Origin of the sequence: Pseudomonas moorei (genome assembly GCF_008801475.1) — a bacterium.
GTDB classification, from domain to species: domain Bacteria; phylum Pseudomonadota; class Gammaproteobacteria; order Pseudomonadales; family Pseudomonadaceae; genus Aquipseudomonas; species Aquipseudomonas moorei.
The window spans coordinates 66,899-79,541 of record NZ_VZPP01000005.1; the positions used below are offsets into that span (position 1 = coordinate 66,899).

At 60.7% G+C, this 12,643-nt stretch carries 12 protein-coding genes; 3 read left to right on the forward strand and 9 right to left on the reverse strand.

Going from position 1 to position 12,643, the window contains the following annotated elements:
• Window positions 1-85 precede the first annotated feature (85 nt).
• The 4 genes from tcyN to F7R06_RS10560 form a co-directional block, all read right to left on the reverse strand.
• The gene (gene tcyN / locus F7R06_RS10545) at window positions 86-841 is read right to left on the reverse strand and encodes an L-cystine ABC transporter ATP-binding protein TcyN (RefSeq protein WP_090327826.1); all 756 of its coding nucleotides are present in this window, start codon (window positions 839-841) and stop codon (window positions 86-88) included.
• Between the two features lie 4 nt (window positions 842-845).
• Window positions 846-1,511, reverse strand: a complete 666-nt coding sequence (gene tcyL / locus F7R06_RS10550; RefSeq protein WP_090327828.1) for a cystine ABC transporter permease — start codon at window positions 1,509-1,511, stop codon at window positions 846-848.
• The gene (tcyJ, locus tag F7R06_RS10555) at window positions 1,511-2,305 is read right to left on the reverse strand and encodes a cystine ABC transporter substrate-binding protein (RefSeq protein WP_090327831.1); all 795 of its coding nucleotides are present in this window, start codon (window positions 2,303-2,305) and stop codon (window positions 1,511-1,513) included. Before tcyJ ends, tcyL begins: the two co-directional genes overlap by 1 nt.
• Window positions 2,306-2,552: 247 nt before the next feature.
• Window positions 2,553-3,560, reverse strand: coding sequence for a D-cysteine desulfhydrase (locus tag F7R06_RS10560; protein ID WP_090327834.1), 1,008 nt, complete (start codon window positions 3,558-3,560; stop codon window positions 2,553-2,555).
• A gap of 197 nt (window positions 3,561-3,757) precedes the next feature.
• Between F7R06_RS10560 and epsC the strand changes: the two genes are divergently transcribed.
• Window positions 3,758-4,684, forward strand: a complete 927-nt coding sequence (gene epsC, locus F7R06_RS10565; RefSeq protein WP_090327837.1) for a serine O-acetyltransferase EpsC — start codon at window positions 3,758-3,760, stop codon at window positions 4,682-4,684.
• A gap of 403 nt (window positions 4,685-5,087) precedes the next feature.
• Window positions 5,088-7,043, forward strand: coding sequence for a choline transporter BetT (betT, locus tag F7R06_RS10570; protein ID WP_162842405.1), 1,956 nt, complete (start codon window positions 5,088-5,090; stop codon window positions 7,041-7,043).
• 8 nt (window positions 7,044-7,051) lie between these two features.
• On the opposite strand, the gene F7R06_RS10575 is transcribed toward betT, so the two are convergent.
• Entirely contained in the window at window positions 7,052-7,312 is a 261-nt protein-coding gene (locus F7R06_RS10575) for a hypothetical protein (protein WP_090327842.1), read from the reverse strand.
• A gap of 436 nt (window positions 7,313-7,748) precedes the next feature.
• Here F7R06_RS10575 and mgrA point away from each other — a divergent pair, with 436 nt between their 5' ends.
• Window positions 7,749-8,786, forward strand: coding sequence for an L-glyceraldehyde 3-phosphate reductase (mgrA, locus tag F7R06_RS10580; protein WP_090327844.1), 1,038 nt, complete (start codon window positions 7,749-7,751; stop codon window positions 8,784-8,786).
• A gap of 159 nt (window positions 8,787-8,945) precedes the next feature.
• Here mgrA and tauD read toward each other — a convergent pair whose 3' ends face one another.
• The 4 genes from tauD to tauA all read right to left on the reverse strand — a co-directional run bounded on the left by tauD (window position 8,946) and on the right by tauA (window position 12,479).
• Window positions 8,946-9,788 carry a taurine dioxygenase gene (tauD, locus tag F7R06_RS10585; protein ID WP_090327846.1) on the reverse strand — a complete coding sequence of 281 codons (843 nt, stop codon included), beginning with the start codon at window positions 9,786-9,788 and terminating at the stop codon, window positions 8,946-8,948.
• A gap of 72 nt (window positions 9,789-9,860) precedes the next feature.
• Window positions 9,861-10,694 (reverse strand): taurine ABC transporter permease TauC, encoded by an 834-nt coding sequence (gene tauC / locus F7R06_RS10590; protein WP_090327849.1) that lies wholly within the window; start codon window positions 10,692-10,694, stop codon window positions 9,861-9,863.
• Complete coding sequence (gene tauB, locus F7R06_RS10595) at window positions 10,691-11,485, reverse strand: taurine ABC transporter ATP-binding subunit (RefSeq protein ID WP_090327851.1); 795 nt, start codon at window positions 11,483-11,485, stop codon at window positions 10,691-10,693. Before tauB ends, tauC begins: the two co-directional genes overlap by 4 nt.
• Window positions 11,486-11,501: 16 nt before the next feature.
• Window positions 11,502-12,479, reverse strand: a complete 978-nt coding sequence (gene tauA, locus F7R06_RS10600) for a taurine ABC transporter substrate-binding protein (protein WP_090327854.1) — start codon at window positions 12,477-12,479, stop codon at window positions 11,502-11,504.
• Window positions 12,480-12,643 lie beyond the last annotated feature (164 nt).

Sequence of the window (12,643 nt, forward strand, 5' to 3'; positions counted from 1 at the left end):
TGTGTTGCTTAATTATGTTTGAAAGGGGTTTTGATAGGAGGGTGAAACTTCCATCCATGGAAGTTTGCAATTGTTGCGAGGGGATTTAGTTGTGAGCGTTATTCAGGAACTTGCTGAGAAACTGTTTGGTGCGCTCTTCCTTCGGATTGGCAAACAGCGCCTTCGCTTCGCCTTGCTCGACGATCACGCCCTTGTCGAAAAACACCACACGATTGGCCACGTCGCGGGCGAAGCCCATTTCGTGGGTGACGATGACCATGGTGCGTTTTTCCTCGGCCAGGCTGCGAATAGTCGAAAGCACCTCGCCGACCAGCTCCGGGTCCAGCGCTGAGGTCGGTTCGTCGAACAGGATCACTTCAGGTTCCATCGCTAGCGCACGGGCAATCGCCACACGCTGTTGCTGACCGCCCGAGAGGCGGCGCGGGTAGGCGTCTTCCTTGCCCGCCAGGCCGACCCTGGCCAACAGCTTTTTACCCAGGGCAACGGCGTCGGCGTGCGGGATCTTCTTGACGATGATCGGGCCTTCGATGACGTTTTCCAGGGCGGTGCGATGGGGGAACAGGTTGAAGTTCTGGAACACGAAGCCCACGTGCTGGCGCAAGCGGCGCACCAGGCTCTGCTGCTGGTTCAACGGGCGGCTGGTATCGATCTCGATGTCGCCGACCTTGATCCGGCCGCTGGTGGGTTCTTCCAGGAAGTTCAGGCAGCGCAGGAACGTGGTCTTGCCCGAGCCGCTCGGCCCGATGATCGCCACGACCTCACCTTCCTTCACTTGCAGATCGATGCCGTTGAGCACGACTTGACCCTTGAACTGCTTTGTCAGTTTTTCCACGACAATCATGGGGTCAGGACTCCTGGTCGTGCCGATTGACCCGGGCTTCCAACTGGTTCTGCAGGTGCGACAGCACCGTGGCCAGAATCCAGTAGATCAGCGCGGCGGCCAGATACATGGTGAACACTTCGAAGGTACGGGCGGTGATCAGCTGAGCCTGACGGAACAGCTCCGGCACCTGGATGGTGGCTGCCAGGGCGGTGTCCTTGACCAGCGAAATGAAACTGTTGCCCAGCGGCGGCAATGCGGTGCGCATCGCCTGCGGCAGGATGGCCCGGCGCAGGGTCTGCGCACGGGTCATGCCGATACTGGCAGCCGCTTCCCACTGGCCGCGCTCGATGGAGCTGATCGCGGCACGCAGGATTTCACAGGCGTAGGCGGCCATGTTCAGCGAGAAGCCGATCAGGGCTGCCGGCAGCGGATCAAGTTCCATGCCCAATTGCGGCAAGCCGTAATAGATCACGAACAGTTGCACCAGCAACGGCGTGCCGCGAAAGAACGACACGTAGATGCGGGCGATCCAGCTCACCAGTTTGAAGCGCGACAAGCGCATCAGGGCCAGGCCGAAGCCCATCACCAGGCCGAAGAACATCCCGCCCAGGCTCAAGATGACCGTGTAGTAGGCCCCCTTGAGCAGGAAGGGCAGGGAGTCCAGTGCGAGTTGAAAAGCTTCTTCCATTATTGAGTGACGTCAGCGCTGAAGTATTTTTCCGAAAGCTTTTTCAGCGTGCCGTCGGCGCGCAGCTTGTCGATGGCTTTGTTCACAGCGGCCAACAGTTCAGGCTCGCCTTTGCGCAGGGCAATGCCGGCTTCCTGACGGGAGAACGCTTCGCCGGCGGCAGAAGTGTCCTTGGCTTTCTTGGCGTATTCCAGCGCGGCGAGGCGGTCGATCAGGATGGCGTCGATACGGCCGACACGCAGGTCCTGGAACTTGGTTGGGTCATCTTCGTAGGTGCGGACGTCAGCCTTGGGCACATTCTCTTTCACCCACGCTTCGTAGTTGGTGCCCAGGCCTACGCCGACTTTCTTGCCGGCCAGGTCGGCGGCGGTCTTGATGGTGTCCTTGTTCTTGGTCAGCGTCAGCGCCTGAATCCCGGAAACGGTGTAAGGCTCGGAGAAGTCATACTTCTTCTTGCGCTCTTCGGAGATGGTCACCTGGTTGATCACCGCGTCCAGACGCTTGGATTCCAGCGCCGCGAGGATGCCGTCCCATTTGGTCGGTTGCAGTTTGACCTTCACGCCCAGCTCTTTGGCCAGGGCTTCGGAGAACTCGACTTCGAAGCCGGTCAGTTTGCCGTCGGCGTCGACGAAACTGAACGGCGGGTAGGTGCCTTCCAGACCGACGTTGATCACGCCAGCGTCCTTGATTTTTTGCAGTTGCTCACCGGCAACCGCTTGGCCCAGCAGACCGACGCCCAGCGCCAGGCCCAGCGAACCTACCAGCAGATTTCGACGTAGTGCGGAAAAATTCATGACAAGCCCCTGTGTTTTCTTATGGAAGACGCTTTAGGAAAGTTGGCAAATTCGGGATTTGAACGACTGCGATATCCTGCCCTAAAGCAGCGTATGCGTCTTGCAGCAAATTTGCCTAAGGTATGACTATATGATGGCGTTATTAGATTAGAAAATAATAAATTCTATTTTTGTTATGCAATAAAGGAATATGTGAGCATTGTGGAAAAGATCGCAGCCTGCGACTGCAATCTTTTGATCTTCACGGTTACAGAAAGTCCTTGTAGGCAAACAACGCCGGCGCCCCACCGGTGTGCAGGAAGATGATCGGGCCTTCATCGAAGCGTTGACGACCGATGCCATCAAGCAACCCGGCCATCGCCTTGCCGGTGTAGACCGGGTCCAGCAGCAGGCCTTCCTGACTCGCCACCAGCTTCACCGCCGCCAGAGTCCCGGCATTGGGTTCGCCGTAGCGTGGCGCGAAATACTCGTCCCACAACTCGACCTTGAAACTCTTCGGCAGGCTCACACCCAGCAACTCGGCGGTGCGCTCGGCCAGGCCCTGTACCTTCGGTCGCTGGTCCTCATCGCTACGGGACACCGTGACGCCAATGACTGGCAAATCCGGCAGTGCTTCGCTCAAGGCCAATGCCAGGCCGCTGTGGGTTCCGGCGCTGCCCGAGGCCAACACCACGGCGGCGAAATTCAGGCCGGTGTCCTTGATCTGTTCCGCCAGTTCCAACCCGGCATGCACATACCCCAGGGCGCCCAGCGCATTGGAGCCGCCAATCGGCACCAGATACGGCTTTTTGCCGTTGCTGCGCAAGCGAGCGGCGAGGGCATGCAATTGCTCGTCGGCATTGTCGAGGTTTTCCACCAGCTCGACCTTGGCATCGAACAGGTCCAGCAACAGCCGATTGCCATTGCCGAGATAGTTGGCGTCGTCGGTGCCGAGGGGGTTTTCCAGCAGCGCTACACAGCCCAGGCCCAGTTTGGCGGCAATGGCGGCCGTCTGGCGCACATGGTTGGACTGAATCGCGCCAGCGGTGATCAAGGTGTCGGCACCTTGCGCCAGGGCATCGGCGGCCAGGTACTCGAGTTTGCGCAGCTTGTTGCCGCCCATGGCCAGCGGTGTCAGGTCATCGCGTTTGACGTACACGTCGCGGCCCAGCCAGGTCGACAGGCGTTCGAGCTTTTCCAGGGCGGTGGGCTGACCGAGCAGGTCGAGACGGTTAAAGCGGGCAAGCTGTTGTTTGATCGGCTCTTGATTGAACATGGTTCCGTACTGGCGGTGGGAGATGTGTGGACTATAGGCACGCCTATTTGAAGCGGCAACCGCCAACCACCAATCGCTTATAGCCAACAGTGCTTAACACAGCACAATTGGTTCTTAATTTGGCTCACGGCCCTTGCCGTAAAGTATTTGCCTTTGACGCGGCCAGACTGTCCGGCCGCCCGTGAGGAGTTTTTACCGTGAGTGAGCGTTCCAGCCATTGGCAATTGCAGAGCATCGTCAGCCAGCTGCGCACGGCACGTGACCAGTGGCGCGCGCAAAACGGCCGTGCCAGCACCGAGCAGGGAGGGCGCGAATTGCCGTCCCGCGCGGCCATGGCGGAGATTCTCGAAGCCTTGTGCGGTGCGCTGTTTCCCATGCGCCTGGGACCGGTGGACCTGCGCGAGGAAAGTGAAGACTTCTACGTCGGCCATACCCTCGACGTCGCACTGAATGCCTTGCTGGCTCAGGCGCGGCTCGAATTGCGCTACGCCGCGCGCCACAGCGCCAAGGTCGACACCGAGGTCGAGGCCAGGACCATCCAGATCATCCAGGACTTCGCCCTCGCGTTGCCGGGGTTGCGCAGCCTGCTCGATACCGATGTTCTGGCGGCCTATCACGGTGACCCGGCGGCACGCAGCGTCGATGAAGTATTGCTGTGCTATCCGGGGATTCTGGCGGTGATTCACCATCGCCTGGCTCACCATTTGTATCGCGCCGGTTTGCCGTTGCTGGCGCGGATCAGCGCGGAAATCGCCCACTCGGCCACCGGCATCGACATTCACCCCGGCGCGCAGATTGGCCGCAGTTTTTTCATCGACCACGGGACAGGCGTGGTGATCGGCGAGACCGCCATCATCGGCGAGCGCGTGCGGATCTATCAGGCCGTGACCCTGGGCGCCAAGCGCTTCCCGGCGGACGAAGACGGTCAGTTGCAGAAGGGCCAGCCGCGTCACCCGATTGTCGAGGATGACGTGGTGATCTATGCCGGCGCGACGATTCTGGGACGGATCACCATTGGCAAGGGTTCGACCATTGGCGGCAACGTCTGGCTGACCCGCAGCGTGCCGGCGGGCAGCAACCTGACCCAGGCGAATCTGCAGCATGATGATGGGGCGCAGAAGTAATTCCAGAAATCCTGGCTGACTGACAGGCCCTCATCGCGAGCAAGCTCGCTCCCACAGGATTTTCGGGTGTTCACAGTCATGGTGTTCACTGAAGATCCGCGGTGGGAGCGAGCTTGCTCGCGATTGGATTTCATGCCGAATCGAGCTAACGGCTTTGATTTAATCCTGCCTCATACCCTCCCTTGAACTGGCACAAGAAAACGACCGCCGAGCCCTGCGATTAGTCCTTAGCACCCTATCCATGTTTAAATTGAACGTTCATTCAAGTTAAACCGGTGGTTCGCCGCCCGCTCACAACAGGAGGCTTGCCTTTGCTGAGTCTGATTTCTACAGCCACGTTTTACCCCTTCGAGGTGCACCGTTCATGAGTGCATCGTCCCTCCCTCCAAGCGGCCTGGTCCGCATGAATCCGCCAGTGTTCTACTTTGCGGCGAGTTTCATTCTGCTGTTCGGCGTCGTGGTCATCGCCTTGCCCGAACAGGCCGGTGCCTGGTTGCTGGCGGCGCAAAACTGGGCGGCCAACACGGTCGGCTGGTACTACATGCTGGCGATGACGCTGTATCTGGTCTTCGTGGTGGTCACCGCCTTGTCCGGCTACGGCAAGATCAAGCTCGGTGCCGACCACGACGAGCCCGAGTTCAGCTACCTGTCCTGGGCCGGCATGTTGTTCGCCGCCGGCATCAGCATCACCCTGTTTTTCTTCTGTGTGTCCGAACCGCTGACCCACATGCTGCAACCGCCCCAAGGCGAGGCCGGCACGGCGGATGCAGCGCGTCAGGCGATGCAGATTCTGTTTCTGCACTGGGGGCTGCACGGCTGGGGTGTGTTCGCTTTCGTCGGCATGGCGCTGGCGTATTTCGCCTACCGCCATAACCTGCCGCTGGCCTTGCGTTCGGCGCTGTATCCGCTGATTGGCAAGCGCATCAACGGGCCGATCGGCTACGCGGTGGATGGCTTCGGCATCATCGCCACGGTGTTCGGTCTCGGTGCGGACATGGGCTTTGGTGTGCTGCACCTCAACTCGGGCCTGGACTACCTGTTCGGCATCGCCCACACCCAGTGGATTCAGGTCGGCCTGATCACCCTGATGATGGGGGCGGCGATCATCGTTGCCGTGTCCGGCGTCGATAAGGGTGTGCGGGTCATGTCCGACATCAACATGCTGCTGGCCTGCGCGTTGCTGCTGTTCGTGTTGTTCGCCGGCCCGACGCAGCACCTGCTCAATACCCTGATCCAGAACCTCGGTGACTACCTCGGCGCCTTGCCGATGAAAAGTTTCGACCTTTACGCTTATGACAAACCCAGCGACTGGCTCGGCGGCTGGACGGTGTTCTACTGGGCCTGGTGGATTGCCTGGTCGCCGTTCGTGGGCCTGTTCATCGCGCGGATTTCCCGCGGCCGCACCATCCGCGAATTCGTCTTCGGTGTGCTGCTGATCCCGCTCGGTTTCACCCTGGCGTGGATGTCGATTTTCGGCAACAGCGCCATCGACCAAGTGCTCAACCATGGCATGAGTGCGCTGGGCATGTCGGCCATCGATAACCCGTCGATGACCCTGTACCTGCTGCTGGAAACCTACCCGTGGAGCAAAACCGTGATTGCGGTCACGGTGTTCATCAGCTTCGTGTTCTTCGTGACTTCGGCCGACTCCGGCACGGTGGTGTTGTCGACGCTGTCCGCCAAGGGCGGAAACCCGGACGAAGACGGGCCGAAATGGCTGCGGGTGTTCTGGGGCGCGATGACGGCGCTGGTGACCAGTGCGCTGCTGTTCTCCGGCAGCATCGATGCGCTGAAGTCGGCGGTGGTGCTGACTTCGCTGCCGTTCTCGCTGATTTTGCTGTTGATGATGTGGGGGCTGCACAAAGCGTTTTACCTGGAGTCGCAAAAGCAGATCGCGCAGTTGCATTCCCTGGCGCCGGTGTCCGGCTCGCGGCGCGGCGGCTGGCGTCAGCGCTTGAGTCAGGCGGTGCATTTCCCGTCGCGGGACGAGGTCTATCGCTTCCTCGATTCGACGGTGCGCCCGGCCATTGAAGAAGTCTCGGCGGTGTTCGTCGAAAAGGGCCTGAAGGTCATCACGCAGCCGGACCCGGCCAATGACAACGTCAGCCTGGAAATTGGTCACGGTGACGAGCATCCGTTTATCTATCAGGTGCAGATGCGTGGCTACTTCACGCCGTCATTTGCCCGCGGCGGCATGGGCTCCAAGGAGCTCAACAACCGTCGTTATTACCGGGCCGAAGTGCATTTGAGCGAGGGCAGTCAGAACTACGATCTGGTGGGGTACACCAAGGAACAGATCATCAACGACATCCTTGATCAGTACGAGCGGCACATGCAGTTCCTGCATCTGGTGCGTTGATCGGGGGATCAGGTTTCGCTGGTCAGCACCATGAACAACACCAGCGCCGCCACCGGAACGCTGAACACCACGGTCCCGACCACCACTTCGGTGCTCAATGGCTGACCGGCGTGAACCATGCCGACCGCGGAATTGATCAATGTGAGCGCCAGCCACAGCGCGACAAAGCCATAGGCCAGGGTCTGGCGGGTGAAGCCGATTTTCTCGCCGATGAACAGCATCAGCGCCAGGAGGATCAGGCCGAAGGTGATGATGATGGTGGTGTGCATGGTCTGTGTTCCGTCCGATAGATGAGCAATGCCCGACAAACCGCGATCGCGAGCAAGCTCGCGCCCACAAAGATCACTGCGATCCCTGTGGGAGCGAGCTTGCTCGCGATTGGGGTCACGACGGTGTCAGTGCAAGCCAAGTCATCAATACCACTACTGAGCATAGGTCAGGCGGGCCCGGCCTTAAACCAACCCACCCTTGACCCGCAGGATCTGCCCATTCGCCCGGGATGAAATTCCTCAATGACACACCACCGTCACCGATGCCGGTGTTTGGGGGATGTGTTTGCGCGGGCCGGATGAGATCAAACGATGAATTCTGTGAAACGTTTCAGCAATTGGTCGACGTCGGGCTTTTCTGGCGTTTGTCTAAGCGTATGCTGGGCGACTGGCGAAGCAGTCGATACCAGATTCAAGACAGACAAGAGAGGATTCGATGACTTACACCGCTGCCGAAAACCGCTACGACTCCATTCCTTACCGCCGCGTGGGCCGCAGCGGGCTGGTGCTGCCGGCGCTGTCCCTGGGTCTGTGGCACAACTTCGGCGACAGCACGCCGATCGATACCCAGCGTGCGTTGTTGCGCACTGCGTTTGACCTGGGCATCAACCATTTCGACCTGGCCAACAACTACGGCCCGCCCTACGGCAGCGCCGAGATCAACTTCGGGCGTTTGCTGCGCGAGGACTTCAAGCAATACCGCGATGAGCTGATCATCTCCAGCAAGGCCGGTTGGGACATGTGGCCCGGCCCTTACGGTCAGGGCGGCGGTTCACGCAAGTACGTGCTGGCCAGCCTCGACCAGAGCCTGCAGCGCCTGGGCGTGGATTACGTGGACATTTTCTATTCCCACCGTTTCGACCCGGACACCCCGCTGGAAGAAACCGCCAGCGCACTGGCCACCGCGGTGCAACAGGGCAAGGCGCTGTACATCGGCATTTCGTCCTATTCCGGGGTGAAGACCCGCGAAATGGCGGCGCTGCTCAAAGAGTGGAAAGTCCCGCTGCTGATCCATCAACCGGCCTACAACCTGCTCAATCGCTGGGTGGAAAAAGACCTGCTCGATACCACCGACGAACTTGGCACGGGTGTGATTGCGTTCACGCCACTGGCCCAGGGTTTGCTGACCGACAAGTACCTCAATGGCGTGCCGGCGGATGCACGGGTCAATCGTCCTGGCGGCGCTTCGTTGCAGGCTTCGCACCTGTCCGAGGCCAACATTGCCCACGTGCGTGCGCTTAACGAGATCGCCAAGCGTCGCGGTCAAAGTCTGGCGCAACTGGCCCTGGCCTGGACCTTGCGCGACCCACGCGTAACCTCGGCGCTGATCGGTGCGAGCCGGCCGGAGCAGATTATCGAGAACGTCGGGGCGTTGAAGAATTTGAGTTTCAGTGAGCAGGAGCTGGCGGAGATCGACCGGTTTGCTCAGGAGGGTGGGATCAATCTTTGGGAGAAGCCTTCGACGGCTGAGTAACCGTCAGCCAGGTCTTCTGGCGTCTGCTCCGTCCTTATCGCGAGCAGGCTCGCTCCCACAGGGATGGCGGTTGACCGCAAAATTTTGGTCAACACAGAACCAGTGTGGGAGCGAGCCTGCTCGCGATGGGGCCGGGACAATCAATACTGCACTTGGAGTTCAGCGAAAAAACGGCACATCCCCCAACACCGTCGCCCGCTGCATCACCCGCCGCGCCGGCCGGTAATCATCCACCGCGTAATGTTGTGTCACGCGGTTATCCCAGAAGGCGATGTCGTCTTTCTGCCAGCGCCAGCGAATGGTGAATTCCGGCCGGGTGGCGTGGGCGAACAGGAACTTCAGAATCGCCTCGCTTTCGGTTTCCGACAGCTCGTTGATCTTCGACGTGAACCCTTCATTGACGAACAACGAGCGACGCCCGCTCACCGGATGGGTACGGATCACCGGGTGCGACAGCGGTGGATTCTTGCGCCGTGCTTCTTCCCATTGGGCCAACGCTTCTGGCGTATTGCCGTAGCGCTCCAGCGGGAACGAACGGGTGAAGTCGTGGGTGGCGGTCAGCCCTTCGAGCAAGGCTTTCACCGGCGCCGACAAGGCTTCGTACGCCGCAATCCCGCTGGCCCACAGGGTGTCGCCGCCGAACTCCGGCAGCAGCTTGGCGCTGAGCACCGCGCCCATCGCCGGGGTGGGCAGGAAGGTCACGTCGGTGTGCCAGATTGCGTTGTCGCGCACGTCGGTGACGGCGGTGTCGAGAATCAGTACTTCCGGTTGTTCCGGCACGTTCGGGTAGATCGGGTGAATGTGCAGATCACCGAAATTGGCCGCGAAACGCGCTTGCTGCTGGGGCGTGATCGGTTGGTCGCGGAAGAACAGTACCTGATGCTTGAGCAACGCTTGCTCGATGGCGTCGCGCTGTTCCAGGTTCAGTGGCTGGCTGATGTCGACGCCGCTGATCTGCGCGCCGAGGGCGGAGCTTAGTGGGGTGATGGTCAGGTGGCTCATGGTGGTTCTCTTCAAATCTGAGTGTTGACTCCTGTGGGAGCTTGCTCCCACAGGTTTTTCACATGGCAATTTTTAGTGAGCCTGGCCGTGCCATGGCACGAGTTTGCGTTGCAGGGCGCGCAAGCCCATCTCCATGGCAAAGGCGATCAGCGCGATCACCAGAATCCCCAGGACCACCACATCGGTGACCAGGAACTGCGCGGCCGACTGCACCATGAAACCCAGGCCGCTGGTGGCGGCGATCAATTCGGCGGCGACCAGTGTCGACCAGCCCACACCCAGACCAATGCGCACACCGGTCAAAATATCCGGCAGCGCGCTGGGCAGAATCACATGGCGAATCAACTGCGCACGGGTCGCGCCCAACGACTGCGCGGCGCGCAACTTCGCCGGGTCGACCGTGCGTACACCGGTCGCGGTGGCAATGGCGATCGGGGCGAAAATGGCCAGGTAGATCAACAGCACTTTCGACAGCTCGCCGATGCCGCACCAGATCACGATCAGCGGCAGATAGGCCAGCGGTGGAATCGGGCGGTAGAACTCGATCAGCGGATCGAGAACGCCGCGAGCGATGCGGTTGTGGCCGATGGCGATGCCAACCGGTACGGCGCTCAGCACCGCGAAGCCCAGGCCCAGGCCGATGCGGCTGAGGCTCGCGCCCAGGTGCTGCCACAGGGTCGAATCCATGTAGCCGCTGGTGGCCAGCAACCAGCCTTTTTGCAGGACGGCGGACGGTGGTGGCAGGAACAAGGGTTCAATCAAACCGGTCGCGGTAACGGCCCACCAGAGGACCACGAGGGCGATCAGCGTCAGCACGCTGATCCAGCGAGTGCTCAAAGTGCGACGAACCGGAATCACCGAAGCGCCGGGTTTTACCGCAACGGCCGGAATTTCATAGCTGCTCATGCGCGCTCCTGCCGCTGGGCGGCGCTGCGTTGGGAGAAGACTCTGGCGAGCACGTGTTCGCGGGTTTCGATAAAGCGCGGGTCGGATTTGATCGCCCGTGCCGACTCGCCGGCCGCGTAACGCTGGCCGAAGTCCAGGCTCAGGCGTTCGACGATTTGCCCTGGATTGGGCGCCAGCAGAATCAGGTCGGTGGCGAGGAACACGGCTTCTTCGATGTCGTGGGTAATCAGGAACACCGGTTTGGCCGTGCGCCGCCAGACTTGCAGCAGCAGTTCCTGCATCTGCTCGCGGGTGAACGCATCGAGGGCACCAAAGGGTTCGTCCATCAATAAAACCCGTGGGTCGGCAGCGAGGGCGCGGGCCAGGCCGACGCGCTGCTTCTGCCCACCGGACAGTTGCCAGATGCGGCGGTGTTCAAATCCGGAAAGGTCTACCAGCGCGAGCATTTCCCGGGCGCGGATTTCGCGTTTGTCCCGAGGAATGCCGGCCAGTTCCAGGCCGAAGCCGACGTTGGCCAGCACGTCCTGCCAGGGCAGCAGGGCGTCGTCCTGGAACACCACGCCGCGTTCGGCACTCGGGCCTTTGACGGGCACGCCGTCGAGGGTGATGCGTCCGGCGCTGGGTTCGACGAAACCGGCAATCAGGTTCAACAGCGAAGTCTTGCCACTGCCGGACGGGCCGAGGGCAACCAGCAATTGCCGGGGCCCCAGGCTCAGGGAAATATCCGCCAGCACCGGTTCCGGGCTGCCAGGGTACTGTGCGCTGATGCGCTCCAGCTGTAGCAAGGCCATGGCGATGAACTCCCGATCAGTTGGTGATGAACTTGGCGCTGACGTAGGGTGCGTAGTCCGGCAGCACAGCCTCGACCTTGCCTTGTTCCTTGAGGAACGCGGCGGTGTCGGTGATGGCCTTGGTGGTCGGCGCCCCCAGGGTGATGACCTGATCAGCCGCCAGCGGATAGACGTTGCCTTGCAGCAGCAGCGGAATATCGCTGGCCTTGGCGCCAGACAGTTTTACAAGCTTGTCGACATTGCCTTGATTGGCCAGCCAGGCTTTCGGGTCTTTGCGGTAGTCGGCGTAGGCGTCCAGGGTCACTTTGGCGAACGCAGTGACGATTTCCGGGTGCTTCTCGGCGAAGTCCTTGCGCACGATCCAGGCATCGAAGGTCGGCGCGCCGAACTTGGCCAGTTCGCCGGAGGTGATCAGCACTTTGCCGTTTTCCTTGGCGACGCCCAGGGCCGGGTCCCACACGTAGGTGGCATCGATGTCGCCGCGTTTCCATGCAGCGATGATGGCGGGCGGGGCGAGGTTGAGGACGGTGACTTTCGACGGGTCGATGTTCCAGTGCTTCAGCGCGGCCAGCAGGCTGTAGTGGCCGGTGGAAACGAATGGCACGGCGATTTTCTTGCCGCTCAGGTCTTGCGGGGTCTTGATCCCGGAACCGTCACGGGCCACCAGCGCTTCGGCGGCGCCGATCTGGGTGGCGATGAGGAAGGTTTCCACCGGGACTTTGCGGGTAATGGCCGCCGTCAGGGGGCTGGAACCGAGGTAGCCGATCTGCACGTCACCGGAGGCGATGGCGGCGATGATGTCGGCACCGTTATCGAATTTGCGCCAGCTGATGTCGGCCTTGGTGGCTTTTTCATAGGCGCCATCGGCCTGGGCGACTTTCGCCGGGTCAACGGTGGTCTGGTAGGCGACGGTCACGTCAGCCGCCTGGGCAAAGAAGCTCGCTGCCGCTAGAGAGGCGGCCGCCAGCAGGCGAAGAGGGAAATGCAGTTTCATCGGGAAGCTCCTTGTCAGGCGACCGAGAGTCGGCGTGAAAGGAGACTAAATGATATAAGAATTCGAAAATAAATAACTTTTTAGAATGAGCTTATGAGCGGAAAAATCTAAGGAGTCGCTTGGATCGTCTTTCTGTGGGAGCGGGCTTGCTCGCGAAAAGGGCG

Coding starts and splice junctions, on each gene's coding strand:
- tcyJ (WP_090327831.1), bottom strand. CDS start 2,305: ATGAATTTTTCCGCACTACGTCGAAATCTGCTGGTAGGTTCGCTGGGC.
- mgrA (WP_090327844.1), top strand. CDS start 7,749: ATGACTTACACCGCTGCCGAAAACCGCTACGACTCCATTCCTTACCGC.
- tauB (WP_090327851.1), bottom strand. CDS start 11,485: ATGGCCTTGCTACAGCTGGAGCGCATCAGCGCACAGTACCCTGGCAGC.
- F7R06_RS10560 (WP_090327834.1), bottom strand. CDS start 3,560: ATGTTCAATCAAGAGCCGATCAAACAACAGCTTGCCCGCTTTAACCGT.
- tauC (WP_090327849.1), bottom strand. CDS start 10,694: ATGAGCAGCTATGAAATTCCGGCCGTTGCGGTAAAACCCGGCGCTTCG.
- tauA (WP_090327854.1), bottom strand. CDS start 12,479: ATGAAACTGCATTTCCCTCTTCGCCTGCTGGCGGCCGCCTCTCTAGCG.
- tcyN (WP_090327826.1), bottom strand. CDS start 841: ATGATTGTCGTGGAAAAACTGACAAAGCAGTTCAAGGGTCAAGTCGTG.
- tauD (WP_090327846.1), bottom strand. CDS start 9,788: ATGAGCCACCTGACCATCACCCCACTAAGCTCCGCCCTCGGCGCGCAG.
- betT (WP_162842405.1), top strand. CDS start 5,088: ATGAATCCGCCAGTGTTCTACTTTGCGGCGAGTTTCATTCTGCTGTTC.
- F7R06_RS10575 (WP_090327842.1), bottom strand. CDS start 7,312: ATGCACACCACCATCATCATCACCTTCGGCCTGATCCTCCTGGCGCTG.
- tcyL (WP_090327828.1), bottom strand. CDS start 1,511: ATGGAAGAAGCTTTTCAACTCGCACTGGACTCCCTGCCCTTCCTGCTC.